General features: G+C 50.9%; 14 protein-coding genes. 12 read left to right on the forward strand and 2 right to left on the reverse strand.

What is annotated here, in order from left to right; all coding sequences use genetic code 11:
- Nucleotides 1-501 precede the first annotated feature (501 nt).
- Nucleotides 502-1,155 carry a hypothetical protein gene (locus WMO23_RS08600; protein ID WP_020310303.1) on the reverse strand — a complete coding sequence of 218 codons (654 nt, stop codon included), beginning with the start codon at nucleotides 1,153-1,155 and terminating at the stop codon, nucleotides 502-504.
- A 162-nt stretch (nucleotides 1,156-1,317) separates the two neighbouring features.
- Here WMO23_RS08600 and WMO23_RS08605 point away from each other — a divergent pair, with 162 nt between their 5' ends.
- The 4 genes from WMO23_RS08605 (at nucleotide 1,318) to WMO23_RS08620 (ending at nucleotide 5,145) form a co-directional block, all read left to right on the forward strand.
- Nucleotides 1,318-2,169 carry a ParB/RepB/Spo0J family partition protein gene (locus tag WMO23_RS08605; RefSeq protein WP_020310304.1) on the forward strand — a complete coding sequence of 284 codons (852 nt, stop codon included), beginning with the start codon at nucleotides 1,318-1,320 and terminating at the stop codon, nucleotides 2,167-2,169.
- Between the two features lie 35 nt (nucleotides 2,170-2,204).
- Entirely contained in the window at nucleotides 2,205-2,735 is a 531-nt protein-coding gene (locus WMO23_RS08610; RefSeq protein WP_020310305.1) for a DUF4446 family protein, read from the forward strand.
- Nucleotides 2,736-2,751: 16 nt separating this feature from the next.
- Nucleotides 2,752-3,774 carry a peptidoglycan DD-metalloendopeptidase family protein gene (locus WMO23_RS08615; RefSeq protein WP_020310306.1) on the forward strand — a complete coding sequence of 341 codons (1,023 nt, stop codon included), beginning with the start codon at nucleotides 2,752-2,754 and terminating at the stop codon, nucleotides 3,772-3,774.
- Nucleotides 3,775-3,975: 201 nt separating this feature from the next.
- Nucleotides 3,976-5,145, forward strand: a complete 1,170-nt coding sequence (locus WMO23_RS08620) for an ABC transporter substrate-binding protein (RefSeq protein WP_292106810.1) — start codon at nucleotides 3,976-3,978, stop codon at nucleotides 5,143-5,145.
- On the opposite strand, the gene WMO23_RS08625 is transcribed toward WMO23_RS08620, so the two are convergent.
- On the reverse strand, nucleotides 5,133-5,855 hold the full coding sequence (locus tag WMO23_RS08625) for a M48 family metallopeptidase (protein WP_020310308.1): 723 nt from the start codon (nucleotides 5,853-5,855) through the stop codon (nucleotides 5,133-5,135). The two genes, WMO23_RS08620 and WMO23_RS08625, sit on opposite strands and share 13 nt — an antisense overlap.
- A gap of 76 nt (nucleotides 5,856-5,931) precedes the next feature.
- Here WMO23_RS08625 and WMO23_RS08630 point away from each other — a divergent pair, with 76 nt between their 5' ends.
- From WMO23_RS08630 to WMO23_RS08665, 8 genes are all read left to right on the forward strand, one after another.
- Entirely contained in the window at nucleotides 5,932-6,486 is a 555-nt protein-coding gene (locus tag WMO23_RS08630) for a 3'-5' exonuclease (RefSeq protein WP_020310309.1), read from the forward strand.
- A 418-nt stretch (nucleotides 6,487-6,904) separates the two neighbouring features.
- A complete protein-coding gene (locus WMO23_RS08635; protein ID WP_349173793.1) occupies nucleotides 6,905-7,924 on the forward strand; it encodes an MFS transporter in 1,020 nt (339 codons plus the stop codon).
- Nucleotides 7,925-7,932: 8 nt separating this feature from the next.
- A complete protein-coding gene (locus WMO23_RS08640; protein WP_349173794.1) occupies nucleotides 7,933-8,370 on the forward strand; it encodes a MarR family winged helix-turn-helix transcriptional regulator in 438 nt (145 codons plus the stop codon).
- A 121-nt stretch (nucleotides 8,371-8,491) separates the two neighbouring features.
- Nucleotides 8,492-9,439, forward strand: coding sequence for a 2-hydroxyacid dehydrogenase (locus WMO23_RS08645; RefSeq protein WP_337371780.1), 948 nt, complete (start codon nucleotides 8,492-8,494; stop codon nucleotides 9,437-9,439).
- A gap of 277 nt (nucleotides 9,440-9,716) precedes the next feature.
- On the forward strand, nucleotides 9,717-10,796 hold the full coding sequence (gene uxuA, locus WMO23_RS08650; protein WP_020310314.1) for a mannonate dehydratase: 1,080 nt from the start codon (nucleotides 9,717-9,719) through the stop codon (nucleotides 10,794-10,796).
- Between the two features lie 40 nt (nucleotides 10,797-10,836).
- The gene (locus WMO23_RS08655; RefSeq protein ID WP_296818969.1) at nucleotides 10,837-12,417 is read left to right on the forward strand and encodes a mannitol dehydrogenase family protein; all 1,581 of its coding nucleotides are present in this window, start codon (nucleotides 10,837-10,839) and stop codon (nucleotides 12,415-12,417) included.
- Nucleotides 12,418-12,433: 16 nt separating this feature from the next.
- Nucleotides 12,434-13,849 carry a glucuronate isomerase gene (uxaC, locus tag WMO23_RS08660; protein WP_292106942.1) on the forward strand — a complete coding sequence of 472 codons (1,416 nt, stop codon included), beginning with the start codon at nucleotides 12,434-12,436 and terminating at the stop codon, nucleotides 13,847-13,849.
- Nucleotides 13,850-13,862: 13 nt separating this feature from the next.
- Nucleotides 13,863-15,383, forward strand: coding sequence for an MFS transporter (locus WMO23_RS08665; RefSeq protein WP_292106945.1), 1,521 nt, complete (start codon nucleotides 13,863-13,865; stop codon nucleotides 15,381-15,383).
- The last annotated feature ends 172 nt before the right edge of the window (nucleotides 15,384-15,555 follow it).

The following is a 15,555-nucleotide window of genomic DNA, read 5'->3' on the forward strand; positions in this document are numbered from 1 at the left end:
AGAACGACCATAAAGCTATGATGTTTTTGCATACATAAAAAGAGCCTGTGCACGATTACGTGCGACAGGCCCTTTTTGAGTATTAAGTTCGCAGTTTGTAGTTTTTAGTGAAGGGTTTTAAATTTAAAGCCCTCTTCTACAAACTACAAACTCCATACTACAAACTATGAAGCAAAGGGAATCTCGCATGATGGCAGAAACCTTTGTGCGACAGTCCCTTTCAAGTTATTAGTGGTTCGTCAAAAACAAACGCCCCAATCGGGGCATCCGTAGGGGCCGTCCTGAAAGGCGGCCCGCCGTGACCAGTCGGTAATACATTATATGGTTCATGTGGCATGATTTTACGACCGGCGTTTTTTTCGGATTCAGATGCGGCGTTCCGCCGCGACAGACTCAAGCTGACAACGACGCTTCGGGAAACCCTCAGCGTGTAGCGGGACGCCCTTTGGGACGGCCCCTACGAGCCACGAACCACGAGCCCCTAGCCCCTAACCCCTAGCCCTATTCCCCGCAATGGCCGGCCATGGCGCAGGAGCTGCAGGAACCGGAGCAGCCACCGCCGATGAAGTTCAGGCCGATGACGCCGGTTACGGTTTTGCGTGGCATGAGCATGCCGCTGGGCAGGAGGGAGACGCCGATTTGTTCGGCGTGGACGGCCTGGGCGATGTTGGCCATCTGGCCGGACGGCCAGTCGCCAGTGCCGGGATTCATGATCCAGGCGGCTTTATAGCCTTTATCGGCGCCGGCTTCGTCGAGCATGTCGATGAGCTGTTTCGTATAGCCTGCTGTGGCGACGGCCAGGGCCGAATCGAGAGCCAGGCCGCGGGTGATGTCTTTATTCATGAACAGGGCATCGACTTCTTTTTCCAGGGCTTCGCCGAGGGTAACGGCATACATCAGGACGATGGCCGAATCTTCGATGCGCTGGTGGACAGTCGGGCTGTTGATGGTAAAGGGGCTGTCGCAAAGGACCATATGGGACGTGCTGTCATAGAAGCACTGCTGGCACGTAGCCTGGGGTTTGGCCAGTTCCATGACGCGCTGGCACGCTTCCTGGACGAAATCATCGGAAAGTTCAGCAGCTCCGCGCTGCAAGGCGTATTCTTTGACGCTGGCAGCGTCGATTTCCCGCAAGGGGTCGGTAAATGTTGGCATTTTTTACATCCTTTCTGAATCTGTACATTTGCTTCTTATTATACCATAGAAATTGTTAGAAAAATCAATGAAATCAGGGCAATAAATATTTGATTAAATGGTGGATAGACGATATACTATAATATAGACTTTAAAAATAATTTTGGAAGAAATGAGGTGGACATGGTGGCAGTCGACGAGTCTCCTGCTGAACGGGGCGCACCGGCGGAAATCGCCGTAGAATGTATCGTCCCCAATCCCCGGCAGCCGCGGCAGACCTTTGATGAACAGGGGCTGGCCGCTTTAGCGGATTCCATCCGTCAGCATGGGCTTGTCCAGCCTGTCGTTGTCCAGAAGGCCGGTCCCGGCCGATATGAGCTCATTGCCGGTGAGCGGCGGCTGCGGGCGGCCAAACGCTGTGGCCTGAAAACAGTGCCGGCTATCATACGAAGCTATACGCCCGATGAAGCGGCAGAAATTGCTCTCATCGAGAACCTGCAGCGCCAGGACCTGGATGCTATTGAAGAAGGCATGGCCTATGAACGGCTGATGAAGGACTTTGGCCTGACACAGGAACAGACGGCGCAGAAAGTCGGGAAAAGCCGGTCCCATGTGGCCAACATGGTCCGTCTGCTGCAGCTTCCAGCCGACATCAAGGAATGGATCGCTGCAGGCCGCCTATCCATGGGACAGGCCCGGCCTCTGTTGCAGCTGCCGTCTGCGAAACTGCAGCGGGAAGCGGCTCTGTACATTATGAAGCATGAGCTGTCGGCCCGCAAGGCAGAAGCCCTGGTCCGCCATCTGATGACCCAGGCCAAGCCCCGCCCGGAACCGGACGCCCATGTGGCCTGGCTGCAGGATAAGCTGAAGATGGCCTTGGGGACCGATGTGGCCATCCAGCTGGGGAAGGGCCGGAAAAAGGGGAAAATCGAGATTTCCTTTTCGTCAGAAGCAGAATTTGAACGGCTGCTGTCGATACTGACTGAAGAAAAAGAAGACACGCCGCGGTCACCTCTTTCTTCGTTTCATATATAATATTTTTGCATATTCATGTTCATGGGAGGAAAGAAATGCTGAATGTCGATATGCAGGCTGCCACGATGGCGCTTGCCGGTATTGGCGGGTTGATTTTATTGCTCTTGCTCGTCTATATCGTCATTTTACACAAGAAAATCAGAAAATTAGAAACGAATTACACCTTTTTTATGCAAGACGAAACGGGAGCCAGCGTCGAAGCGAAGCTGCGTGACGATGTCGATAAGCTGCATAACCTGCAGGGGACACTCGACATGATCCACCAGACGCAGAAGGATATCATGGCTGTCCAGAATCACTGTTTCCGTAAAATCGGGTTCGTTAAATATAATGCCTTTGACAATATCGGCAACAATCTGAGTTTTGCCTTTACCGTCCTCGACGGGAAAAATGATGGCTTCTGTCTTTCCAGTGTCTATGGGCGCAATGAATCGCGTATTTTTGCCAAACCGATCGTAGAGGGCAAGTGTCTCTATGGCATGAGTGAAGAAGAAAGGGAAAGCCTGGACAACGCATTGAATTACAGCGGTGACATGCAGGCTGTTCAAAAGGATCTGGAAGGATAACAAAGAGGGGAAAAGCGTGAAGATCCACATCAAGATATATCCATGGATGCGCAACCTGCAATCATGGTGCCAACGCATGAAGGCCTGGGAAACACCGGCATGGTGGCCGTCGTTCCTGAAAACGGACCGGACGGAGCCATTAGTCGTGACACCGGCGCAATATAAGAAACTCGTCCGCGGCTGTGCTGTCGCAGTGGTCGTCATTGTAATCGCTGCAGGCATCGGCATTTACGAGTTCGTTTCGCTTCAGCAGGCCAAGGCCCAGGAAGCACTGCATGAACAGCAGCTGGAATTGATGCGTGAAAAGACGACATCGCTCCAGGAAAAGATGGATAAAATGGATTCCCTGGATCAGGAGCTGCGGCAAATGGTCAAGGGGTCGGGGGCTGGTGACAGCCCAAAAGGTGACGGTGGCGTAGCAGGGGGACAAAAGAAATCTCCGGACCTTTCTCATGCCAGCTACAATGACCTGTTATTGGCCACCTCCCGCTTGGAAACCCGCAGTAACGCCCGCATCATCAGCTTCATCACCTTGAAGACGGTCTTGAGCGATACGGCAGGCGAACAGGTTCGGCAAATGCAGCAGATTACGCATAAATATCAGGGTGGTGCCCTGGGCGGCGGAAATAATGGCGATGCCAGCAGCACGTCGACGACGCCTTCCATCTGGCCCGTCAGCGGGACAGTCACGTCTAACTTCGGTTATCGCGGCAATCCTATTGGCGGCGGTTCCGGCTTCCATGAAGGCATCGACATCGGCGTCGACTACGGGACGCCTGTCCGGGCGACGGCAGCCGGTAAAGTCACCATGGCCGGCTGGGTCGACGGCTATGGCAACCTCGTCGAAATCGACCATGGCAATGGCTTCGTTACCCGCTATGGCCATAACTCCATGCTTTTAGTCACAGTAGGACAGGAAGTCCGGGCTGGCTCGATCATCTCCCTGGCCGGCAGTACCGGCCGCAGCACAGGGCCGCACGTCCATTACGAAGTCCGCGTCAATGGATCCCCGACCAACCCGCTGCTGTTCCTGCCGTAGAGATTAGCGCATGCCGGTCTTTGTCATCATGCACGGTCGCTTTGTCTTCAAAGTTTGTAGTACAAAGTTTAGAGTTTGTAGAAGATGGTTTTCAATTTTTTACCATTTGCTGTAAACTAAAAACTACAAACTCAAAAGGGGACTGTCGCACGTGCGGCAGTCCCTTTTTTTACTACTATCCCCCAGGAAGGAGGCGCGTTTATGAAGAGAAACATGCAGATACTCGGCTTTTGTATGCTTTTTGTCATCCTTCTCTTGAGTGGCTGTTCTTTGATGCCAGCCAATACAGGGGTCCTCATCGGGACGAACCTGGCCTTGAGCGGCAAGGGTATGTCCTATTCGACATCGACGGAACGGGGCATCGAACTGGCCAAGGATATGGTCAATGACCGGGGCGGCCTCTTAGGTAAGCCCGTCCAGCTCGTATCGGTCGATAATCATGGTAAACCGGAAGATGCCGTAGCCGCTATCCAGCAGCTCACGGTGCGCCATGTGTCGGCCATCATCGGCCCGGACTTGGCCGATTGTACGCGGGCTGTCATCCCCAACGTGGAAGCCGTGAAGATTCCCCTCATCAGTCCGGCCTGCACACAGCCGGATATCACCGTCGATGCCCAGTCCCATGAGGTGTACCGCTATATTTTCCGCGCCGCTTATATCGATGCTTCCCAGGGGCGGGCCATGGCCGACTATGCGCTGAAACAGCTCCATGTCAAGCGGGCGGCAGTCTTTTATTATCCGGATAAGATGTATGCCCAGGGCCTGGCCGAATATTTCCGCAGTGCCTTTGCTGCCAGCGGCGGTGACGTGCCCGTCTATATTCCCGTAGAAAATGTACTGGACCTGACTAAATACCTGCCCTTGTTGCAGCGGGAACAGGTCGACGTCATCTATCTGCCCGGTTATGATGACTGGACGATACCGGCTATCGAGCTGCTGCGCAGTCACGGCGTTTCCCTGCCCCTCTTAGGGCCGGACGGCTGGAATGGCCCCAAGATGGAACGGGATGTCGACAAGGATTATTTGACCCAGGTCTATTATACGGACCATTATGCCGGCCACGACGCGACGGATGCGGCCAAGCGCTTTTCTCAGGCTTATTATGAAAAGTATGGGGAATGGCCGGATAGTTATGCCGCCCTGGGGTACGACGCCTTCATGATGACGGCCGATGCCATTGAACGCTGTCAGTCAGCCGAAGCGGCCGATGTGGCCCGGGAACTGGTGAAGACCATCGATTACGATGGCGCGACGGGGACCATTTCCCTCGATGCCAATCACGATGCCATTAAAGACGTCTTCATCATGACCTTCCAAGATGGCCGGCCGGAACTGGCGGCGACGATTCCCGCTGACCATCAGACACAGTAAGGCAGATACTTCGCCATGGCCTGGCGCCGGGCTTTCCAGTCGGGCATGCGGATGGTCATGGCGTCATAGAAATGGCGGGAATGATTGGGCTGGAGAAAATGGCAGAGCTCATGGAGCATGACGTGGTCGATGATGGCTTCAGGCATGATGGCCAGGTAGGTGTTCATGGTGACGATGCCTTTGAGGGGCATGCAGGACCCCCAGCGCGACCGCATGACCCGCTGTTTCAGGACCGGGTCGGGCAGGGCGAGGCCGGCGAATAAGGGCTGCATACGGGACAAACTGGCAGGAAAGAGTTTCTTCCCCAGGGCTTGCAGCAGCTTATGATAGAGCTTCTGCCGCATGACCGGCGTGTCATCGGCCAGTTCCATGAAGACCGTCTGGCCGCTGCGGCGGATGCTGTTGTGCAGGCCCAGGCGGACGTCGAGCCTGTAGGGCTGGCCTGCCAGATAGAGCGTGTCGCCGTCGCTGAGGGTCAGTATGGGGAATTTCTGTTTCCGTTCTTCCATTTCGCGGATGGCGCGGATGATGAAGTCCGTCTTCTTTTCCAGGAAATCCTCGATATAAGCCCAGGGGACGCGGGCCGGTGCCGACAGGTACAGCGTGCCGTCGCTGCGGACGTGGAGATTGATGTTTTTCACTTTCTTGCGGACCAGGATGACCGGGAAGGTCCGGCCCTGGGCCGTGAACTGGTGTTGTTCGCTCGTCATGGGAATACCTCGCAGAAATAAGATTTGTAGCTATTGTAAATAGAATTCGTTCGTTTGTCAAAAAGGAAGGTAGATTATGCTCGATTTTACGGCTATCGACTTTGAAACGGCCAATAAATACGCCAACAGTGCCTGCTCCCTGGCTGCGGTCACCATGAATGACGACCGCTGTGTCAAAGAAGGCTATACCCTCATCCGACCGCCTTTCATGGTTTTTGATTCAGGCAATATCCAGATCCATGGCATCACGCCGGACCAGGTCGCCCATAAACCAAAGTTCGATGCCCTGTGGGACCGCATCCGCCCTCATCTGGAAGGACGCATCCTGGTCGCCCACTATGCCGTCTTCGATACGCGGGTCCTGCGCAGCCTGCTGAAGACGTATCACCTGGAAAAGCCCCAGGCGTCCTATGCCTGCACTGTCGAAATCTCCCGCCGCGTCTGGCCGGACTTGCCCAATCATAAACTGGACACCGTTGCCGGTCACCTGGGCTATTCCTTCCATCACCATCAGGCCTTGGACGACGCCCGCGCCTGTGCCTACATCGTCCTCAAAGCCGCAGAAATCGTCGGCGCTTCGTCCATGGAAGAACTCCTCAAGGCGACGCACCTCAAGTTGAAGACACTGTGATAGAGTTTGTATTATGGACTTTGTAGGGGCCGTCCCAAAGGGCGGCCCGTCTGTCATGGTGGTGTACACGTAATGCATGACGGGTGATGCGTGAAAACATCCTTCATCTGCCCGAATAGCTATGTCTACAATTCACAGCGGGACGCCTAGCCACAGCTGTCCGTTTTGGCAGCCGTCCTGCGCCTCCTGCTGGTCGGCACCTGACGGGCCAAAAAGGCTTAGCAGGACGTCCCCTACGATATCGCATACAGGCGGTGGAAATGAACTCAAGACAGCTGCCGGAACGGACAACTTTTGAGATAAAAGCGTCCGGCATGATGGCAGAAATCCTCACATAGTATTGACTAGTCAATATAACAGTGTTATGATAGATTCCGTCAACAAATTTGACTAGTCAATTATAAAAGGAGCGATTGCAGTGATAAAAGAAAGATTATGGACTCGTGATTTCATGGCTCTGGTCCTGGCCCTTTCCATTTTGGCTACCGTGTCGTATTATATGTTTGATAGTATCCACGCCATCGTAGCTGCCCGCATCCTCCACGGCTTCGGTTTTGGCCTGAGTACGACCTTTGCGGCAGCTATCGTCGCCGATGTCATCCCGGCCAGCCGCCGCGGCGAAGGGATTGGTTATTTCGGCCTGGGCAGTACGGTCATGATGGCCCTGGCTCCGGCTGCGGGCTTGTTCCTGCTCAACGAAATCAGCCCGTCGGCGCTGTTCTTCTCGTCGGCTGCCGTTTCCTTCCTGGCTGTCCTGGCTAGTGTTTTCTGTCACGCTGGCAAGAAAGTCCGTCGTGTAGAAGTGACGGAAAAGGCGTCCCTGCGCGACCGCATCTGTGAAACCGGTACGGGCCTTCCCGCTATTCTGACGATCTTCTTCGGTGCCGCCTATGGCAGTGTCAATACGTATATCGCCATGATGGCTGCTGAAGCGCATATCGAAAATGCCGGCCTGTTCTTCATCATCGGGACGCTGTTCGTCTTCATTTCCCGTCCTTTTGGCGGCCGTCTCCTCGATGCCAAGGGCGCTTTTGCCGTCGTCATGCCCGGATCGGTCTTGTACTTGATCGGCTTATTGCTCATCATGGCCGCCCATTCGCTCACGGTCTTATTGGCAGCATCCGTCTTCTATGGCTTAGGTGCAGGCCTGCTGCTCCCGGCTCTGCTGACGTGGATTTTGAATATGGTCCGCCCGGAACGGCGCAGTTCTGCCAGCGCGACCTTCTATAATATGCTCGATATCGGCACCAGTACGGGTATCCTCGTCTTAGGCGTCATCGCCGGCATGGTAGGCTACCGCCACATGTACTGGAGCGTCACAGCCCTTATGATCTGCTTTGCTGTCCTGTTCATGTTCTGCCATTACCGTTATGGCAGCGATGTCATGGCCATCCAGAAAGCGGGGAAAGGAGCTGTCGCCGATATCCATGAAGATTGAGAGGTATCATGATGGATGTACGAGACCGGCAAGACGATGAACTGGTGCGGCAGTTATTCTGTACGACCCGGATTTTTTCCCGGACTTTAAATGGCTGTGTAGCGCCTTTGGGACTTCACAGCTCGGAATGGATGGTCCTGAACTTCATCCATTTGAACGACGGCATTGCCCAGGCTGAGCTGATTCGCTATTTTAAGGTGGAAGCGGCTGCGATTACGCGCACTTTGAGCCGGCTGGAAAAGAAAGGCCTCATTAGCCGCCATCCTATGGAAAAGGGGCGGGGAAAGTATATCGAATTGACAGCATCCGGCCAGGACTTGTTCGCCCAGGCAGAACCCTTTGTGACAGCTCATCGGCGACGGGCTCTGCAAGGCCTGTCGCCAGAGGAACGAAAACTATTATTGAGCCTATGTGCTAAAGTACAAGCGGCCTTAGACGAAAGATAGTATATGTTTTTATCATATAGAGGGTATACCTATACTGATTTCCCATAGATAGCTTACAAATTGCCAATATATGCGTATAATTAAATCAAGATATTACCTATGCTGAAAGGAGATTTTACAAATGAAAATTGTCTTGTTGGAATCGTTAGGTATCAGCCAGGAATTACTTGATTCGTATGTGAAACCCTTGAAAGAAAAAGGCTATGAATTCGCTGCGTATGAACGCAATGATGACCCGGCCGTCCAGATTGAAGAAGCCAAGGACGCCGATATCCTCATCATCGCCAATATGCCCCTCAAAGCCGAAGTCATCAATGCCTGCCCGAACTTGAAGTACATTGACGTCGCCTTTACCGGTGTCGACCACGTCGCTCTCGATGCGGCCAAAGCCAAAGGCATCAAAGTCAGCAATGCGTCCGGCTATTCGACAGTTGCCGTAGCTGAATTGACCATCGCTATGATGCTCGATTTGCTCCGCCGCGTACCTCAGGTCGATGCAGCCTGCCGTGCTGGCGGTACGAAAGCCGGCCTCGTCGGCAACGAACTGGAAGGCAAGACCGTCGCCCTCGTCGGTACCGGTCATATCGGTCATCGCGTCGCCGAACTGGTCCATGCCTTTGGCGCCAAAGTCATCGCCTATAACGGCTTCTCCCATAAAGCCGATACGGAACTGATTAAATACCTGCCCATGAAAGAAATGATGGAACAGGCCGATATCGTCAGCCTCCATTGCCCGGTTACGGATAAATCGAAGGGCCTGATCAATAAAGAAACCTTGTCGTACATGAAACCGACGGCCTTCCTCATCAACGAAGCCCGCGGTCCTGTCGTCGTATCCCAGGATTTGGCCGATGCATTGAACAGCGGTAAAATCGCCGGTGCCGGCATCGACGTTTTTGAAAACGAACCGCCTCTCGACACCAATCACCCGCTGCTCCATTCCAAGAACACCATCGTCACGCCGCACGTCGCTTTCGCTACGGCAGAATCCATGGCGAAACGCGCTGTCATCGTCTTTGACAACATCGACGCTTATTTAGCTGGTAACCAGAAGAATATTATTTTATAATGATATAGGTCTTGCCGGTAGCAAGCCTGCAGACCGCGGTTCGCAGACCGCAATCGTAGGGGCCGCCCAAAGGGCGGCCCGCTTTTTTTGGCCATTTTCATGCCGCTTTATGCACAAAAATCATGGATTTAATTTTTCTATTCTACTTATTCAAATTATGATGTCTTACCTTGCTTAATGGATACTAGTATGGTAGTATGTAACTACGAGAAGAAATAAAAGAAACATCAACGAAAACAAATATTTTATAATTCATTTATAATTGGAGGATTACCTTATGAGAATGACCTTCCGTTGGTACGGAGAAAATGATGACAAAATTACTTTGCAGCAGATTGACCAGATTCCTGGTATGGACGGTATCGTCGGCGCTTTATTCGACATTCCTGTCGGTGAAGTATGGCCGGTAGAACCGCTGCTTCACATTAAAAAGCAGGCTGAAGCGAACAACCTGGTCTTCAAGGATTTGGAAAGCATCAACGTCCATGAAGATATAAAATTGGGGCTGCCCAGCCGTGACCAGTATATTGAAAATTACATCACGTCCCTGCGCAATGCTGCCAAAGCCGGCATCCAGATGGTCTGCTACAACTTCATGCCCGTCTTTGACTGGACCCGGACCGACCTGGCTAAACCCCTTTACGACGGTTCGACGGTCCTGGCTTATGATTACCACCTCATCGCCGGCAAGACGCCGCAGGACATGGCCCGGGAAATCCTCGACAACAGCAATGGCTTCGTCCTTCCCGGCTGGGAACCGGAACGGCTGAAAGAATTGTCGCACCTGTTTGAACAGTATGAAGGCATGGATGAAGACGGCCTGCGCAAGAACCTGGAATATTTCCTCAAAGCCATCGTTCCTGTCGCTGAAGAAGTCGGCATCAAGATGGCCATTCATCCCGATGATCCGCCGATTTCCGTCTTTGGCCTGCCGCGTATCGTCAAAAACGAAGACGACCTCGACAAAATCGCAGCCATGGTCGACAGCCCGAGCAACGGCTTCACCATTTGCACCGGTTCCCTCGGCTCGAACCGTCAGAACGACATTCCCCACATCATCCGCAAGTTCGGGAAAATGGGCCGCGTGAACTTCCTGCATATCCGCAACATCCAGGTCCATGAACCGTGGGTCTTCAACGAAGTCGCTCATAAATCGCAAATCGGCAACCTCGATATGTACGAAATCGTCAAAGCCGCTTATGACATCGGGTTCGACGGTCCTATCCGTCCGGACCACGGCCGCATGATCTGGGGCGAAGAAGGCCGTCCGGGCTATGGCCTCTACGACCGGGCCCTCGGTGCTAACTATATCTGTGGCTTATGGGATGCTATTAACCGCACGTGCGGTCAGTTATAAAAAGGAGGAACTTATGATGTTGCATTTGAATCGGCAAAGCTTGAAAGAGAATCGTGCTGAATGGGAAAAAGCTGGTATCACTCTTTATTCTTACGATGATGAAGCGGTACAGGCAGCTACCCAGCAGGCTCCGCAGTGGGTCCATTTTGGCGGCGGTAATATTTTCCGTGCCTTTATTGCAGCCCTTCAACAGCATCTGTTAAATAAAGGGCTGGCTAAGACCGGCATCATCACGGCTGAAACATATGATGAAGAAGTCATCGAAAAAGTCTATCGTCCTTTCGATAACTTGAGCCTGGCCGTCACCATGTATGCCGATGGCCGTTTTGAAAAAGAAGTCATCGGTTCGGTTATGGAATCTGTCGTCTGCCGCCCTGATTTCAAGGCAGACTGGCAGCGCCTGAAAGATATCTTTACCAATCCTTCCTTACAGGTAGCCAGCTTTACGATTACCGAAAAAGGCTATAAATTGAAGGATTATGCAGGTAATTTCTTCCCGGCTGTGGCCGAAGACATGAAGAAGGGACCGGAGCAGGCGACTAGTTCCATGGGCTGCATCGCTGCCTTGGCCTATGCCCGCTATCAGGCTGGCGCCTATCCTTTCGCTTTTTTGAGCCTCGATAACTGCTCCCATAATGGTGACAAAATCAAAGAAGCCATTTTGACATTTGCTGATGAATGGGCAGCCAATGGCGTTGCCGACAAAGGATTCGTCGATTATGTCAATGACCCGCAGAAGGTTACCTTCCCTTGGAGCATGATTGATAAAATTACACCGCGGTCTTCTGCAAAGGTACAGGGCTATCTTAAAGAACTGGGCTTTGGCGATACGGAATTGATTCATACGGAAAAAGGAACGTATGCTGCCTTTGTCAACGCTGAAAACGCGCAGTATCTTGTCATTGAAGATACCTTCCCCAACGGCCGCCCGGCATTGGAACAGGCTGGCGTCATCTTTACTGACCGCAATACTGTCGATAAAGTAGAACGCATGAAAGTGTGCACCTGCCTCAACCCGCTGCACACGGCCATGGCTGTATATGGCTGCCTGTTAGGCTACACGCTCATTGCTGATGAAATGAAAGATCCGCAGATTAAAGGTCTCATTGAAAAAATTGGTTACCAGGAAGGACTGCCGGTCGTAACGAATCCGGGCGTCCTCAATCCGGAAGATTTCATCAAGGAAGTCCTCGAACAGCGCCTGACCAATGGGAATCTGCCCGATACGCCCCAGCGCATCGCTTCGGATACATCGCAAAAAGTCGGCATCCGTTTTGGTGAAACCATCAAAGCCTATGGCGACAAAGCCAAGGACTTGAAATATATCCCCTTAGCCATCGCCGGCTGGTGCCGTTATTTGTTAGCTGTCGATGACGAAGGCAAGCACTTTGAACTGAGCCCGGACCCCTTGCTGAAAGACTTGCAGGCTGCCTTGGAAGGCATTACCCTGGGGAATCCTGATTCGGCCAAAGGTAAGTTGAAATCCATCTTAGCCAACAAGGACATCTTTGGCAGCGACCTCTATGAAGTCGGCCTGGGCGAAAAAATTGAAGGCTACTTTGATGAACTCATTGTCGGTCCTCATGCCGTTCGGAATACGTTAGTTAAGTACGTGAAATAAAGGGAGGTGTCATACGATGTCTTTTTTAGATGACAATTTTTTATTGACCAATGAGCCGGCTAAAAAGCTGTATCATGAACATGCTAAAAAAATGCCGATTATTGATTACCACTGCCACTTGGAACCGAAGGATATTTATGAAAATAAAAATTATCCGAATCTTACCCGGGTATGGCTTAATGATGGTATGCTGGGCGATCATTATAAATGGCGGTTGGAACGCGCTAACGGCGTTCCTGAAGATTTGATTACCGGCGATGGCGATGAATATGAAAAAATGATGGCCTGGGCAGGTACATTGGAAAAAGCGATTGGCAATCCTATTTATGAATGGGCTAACTTGGAATTGAAGCGGTTCTTTGGAATCGAAGAACCGCTCCTTAAAAAGAATGTACCTGCTATTTGGGAAAAGGCCAATGCCTTGTTGCAGACAGAAGATTTTAAACCTCGAAATTTGATTAAGAAAGCGAATGTTAAAGTCATCTGCACGACAGATGATTTGAATTCGGACCTCACCTATCATAAACTGCTGGCTGACGATGAAAAAGATTTCCGTGTCTTGCCCTCGATGCGTCCTGATGGGTTATTTAAAATCTATCAAGAATCCTATCCAGCCTATGTTGAAACATTAAGTGCCTTGACATCCGTTGATGTTCACGATACGGATTCTTTAAAAGAGGCCCTGGATAAACGCTTCGCCTTTTTTGATCACATTGGTGGGCATGTTTCCGACTTTGGACTGGATACTTACAGCTATCGTCATGTATCCCGCCGTGAAATGGACGGACTTATCCAAAAGGGATTGAAACATGATAGTTTATCGGCTGATGAAATCGCAGGCTATCAGACAGGATTATTGATGTTGTTCATGGAACTAAATAAAAAATACGATTGGGTCATGCAGCTCCACGTCAATGTACTCCGCAATATGAACCGGCCTATGTATGAAGCAATCGGAGCAGACAAAGGATTTGATTCTGTCGGTGCGCAGTCGGGAATTGCCAAGGAAATTTTGTATTTGTTGAATGATGGGAGTATAGCTGACATCATTCCTAAGATGATTTTGTATTCAACTAACCCCAACGACTGGATGGAATTGGCTACAGGGATGCAGTCTTTCCAGGGTGGTTGTGTACAACGGATGCAGCTTGGATGTGCCTGGTGGTTCAATGATACTCGGGAAGGTATGCTGCTTCAGCTGACAACTATGGCTCAGCAGAGCTTGTTGGGGAACTTTGTAGGCATGCTTACGGATTCGCGGAGCTTCCTTTCCTATCCCCGCCATGAATATTTCCGCCGTGTTTTATGTAATCTGATTGGTGAATGGGTTGAAAGAGGACAAGTTTTTGAAGACTATGATTATTTGGGACGGATCGTAGAAGATATTTCTTTCCATAATGCCAATGATTATTTCCGGTTTGCTGTAAAATAGAGGTGAATTCATTATGAGCTCGAAGCCGAACTGGGTTTATGAACCGAAACCTATTAATATTAAACGCGGTATTTGTTATGGCCTCACGGACCTTATGGGTGGTGGCTGGAATAATATTGTTTCCGGTGTTATTTTTGCTTTTGTTTTGAGCCAAGGTATTAGCCCTGCTTTTGCTGGGGCTATTACCGGCATCGGCCGAATTTTTGATGCTTTATTTTCACTGTTTTTCGGCAGTATCACCGATGGATTTTACCGGACGAGATTGGGGAAACGATTTGGCCGCCGGCACTTTTTCATCTTATTAGGCGGCATCCTTTTTGCCGTACTGTTCCCCTTATTCTGGGTGCAGTCTGATGATTGGCGGTATTACTTGATTATTTATATTGCCATTGAAATCGTCATAGCTATGATTTTGATTCCTTGGGAAACATTGCCTACAGAAATGACTAATGACTATAAACTGCGGACTGTTTTATCTGGCTCCCGCATGTTTATTTCAGCTACAGGGACAGCTATCGTTTTTGCCGTATTGGCTATTCTGAAGCACATGCAGAACCCCAATGCTTATTTGATTACCGGGATTATTTGGACGATTATCTTTGTCGTCGCAATTTTTGTTTCCTATCGAAATACTTGGGAACGCCCGTTGACACCGGAATTCATTAAGGAATTGGAAAGCCGTCCTCAGCTGACTATGAGTGAAATGGTTCGTAAAATGGTTTCCGATTACTGCTCGACCTTTAAAAACAAAGCCTTCCGCCAGCATCTGTGCATCTACCTCTTGTCGTTTACAGGGAAAGATTTTTATTCCACCATGCTGCCGACTTTCATAATCTGCTGTATCCAGGGTTCACAGCAGGATTGGCCGTGGACCTTACAGGCCTTATCGGCTTTTGGTATCCTTTCCACCTTGGCGGCCGCTAAGTTAATGATTTCACATGGGCCGAAGTTCTTATATGCCCTCAGCTATACGACGATTCTTATCACAATGGTGGGGTATGTCCTGGTCTGGGCATTGCATATTTCCAATCCTTTCCTTGTTTTGGCGATTATTTCCGTTTTTTATCAGCTGGCTCGAGGGATTTTGGAATTTACGCCGTGGAATGTATTCCCCTTTGTTCCTGATATCGACCATATGATGACGCGCGGCGACCGTGCCGGTATCTATGCTGCTGTTATGACGTTTTTCCGTAAATCTACAGGAGCCGTTGCTTCCTGGATTGCAGGGATTTTATTGGCCGAAATCGGGTTTAATTCCAAGACGATGCTTGACGCCGTTACGACGCCTTCGACGATTCAGACTGGCATAGCGATTATTTTCTTTATCGGACCGGTTGTCTTGATTGCACTGGCCTTGATTTTATCCCGGAGTTTCAAATTGAATCGGCAGACTCACGAAATTTTGAAGAATGAAATTTCCCGCTTGGAACAGGGCGGTTCTAAGAAAGACGTTTCGCCAGAAGCCCGTTTAGTTACAGAAGAATTGACGGGGCATCCCTATGAAACCCTGTGGCCAGAGAAGAGAATTCTTTAATTTTAGTTCATCTAACATACTAGTATCGTACCATGTTATAATAGCTGACTAGCCACTATGGGAGGAAAAATATGAGTAAAGTGCTTACTATCGGCGAAGCCATGGGCTTGCTGATTGCTGAAGAAATGGGGCCGCTGGAAGAAGTGGAACATTTTTCCCGCCATGTCTGCGG

It is taken from the genome of Megasphaera intestinihominis, assembly GCF_040096415.1.
Classification (GTDB): Bacteria; Bacillota; Negativicutes; order Veillonellales; family Megasphaeraceae; genus Megasphaera; species Megasphaera intestinihominis.

Coding starts and splice junctions, on each gene's coding strand:
- WMO23_RS08620 (WP_292106810.1), top strand. CDS start 3,976: ATGAAGAGAAACATGCAGATACTCGGCTTTTGTATGCTTTTTGTCATC.
- WMO23_RS08665 (WP_292106945.1), top strand. CDS start 13,863: ATGAGCTCGAAGCCGAACTGGGTTTATGAACCGAAACCTATTAATATT.
- WMO23_RS08645 (WP_337371780.1), top strand. CDS start 8,492: ATGAAAATTGTCTTGTTGGAATCGTTAGGTATCAGCCAGGAATTACTT.
- WMO23_RS08600 (WP_020310303.1), bottom strand. CDS start 1,155: ATGCCAACATTTACCGACCCCTTGCGGGAAATCGACGCTGCCAGCGTC.
- WMO23_RS08625 (WP_020310308.1), bottom strand. CDS start 5,855: ATGACGAGCGAACAACACCAGTTCACGGCCCAGGGCCGGACCTTCCCG.
- WMO23_RS08630 (WP_020310309.1), top strand. CDS start 5,932: ATGCTCGATTTTACGGCTATCGACTTTGAAACGGCCAATAAATACGCC.
- WMO23_RS08605 (WP_020310304.1), top strand. CDS start 1,318: ATGGTGGCAGTCGACGAGTCTCCTGCTGAACGGGGCGCACCGGCGGAA.
- WMO23_RS08640 (WP_349173794.1), top strand. CDS start 7,933: ATGATGGATGTACGAGACCGGCAAGACGATGAACTGGTGCGGCAGTTA.
- uxaC (WP_292106942.1), top strand. CDS start 12,434: ATGTCTTTTTTAGATGACAATTTTTTATTGACCAATGAGCCGGCTAAA.
- WMO23_RS08610 (WP_020310305.1), top strand. CDS start 2,205: ATGCTGAATGTCGATATGCAGGCTGCCACGATGGCGCTTGCCGGTATT.
- uxuA (WP_020310314.1), top strand. CDS start 9,717: ATGAGAATGACCTTCCGTTGGTACGGAGAAAATGATGACAAAATTACT.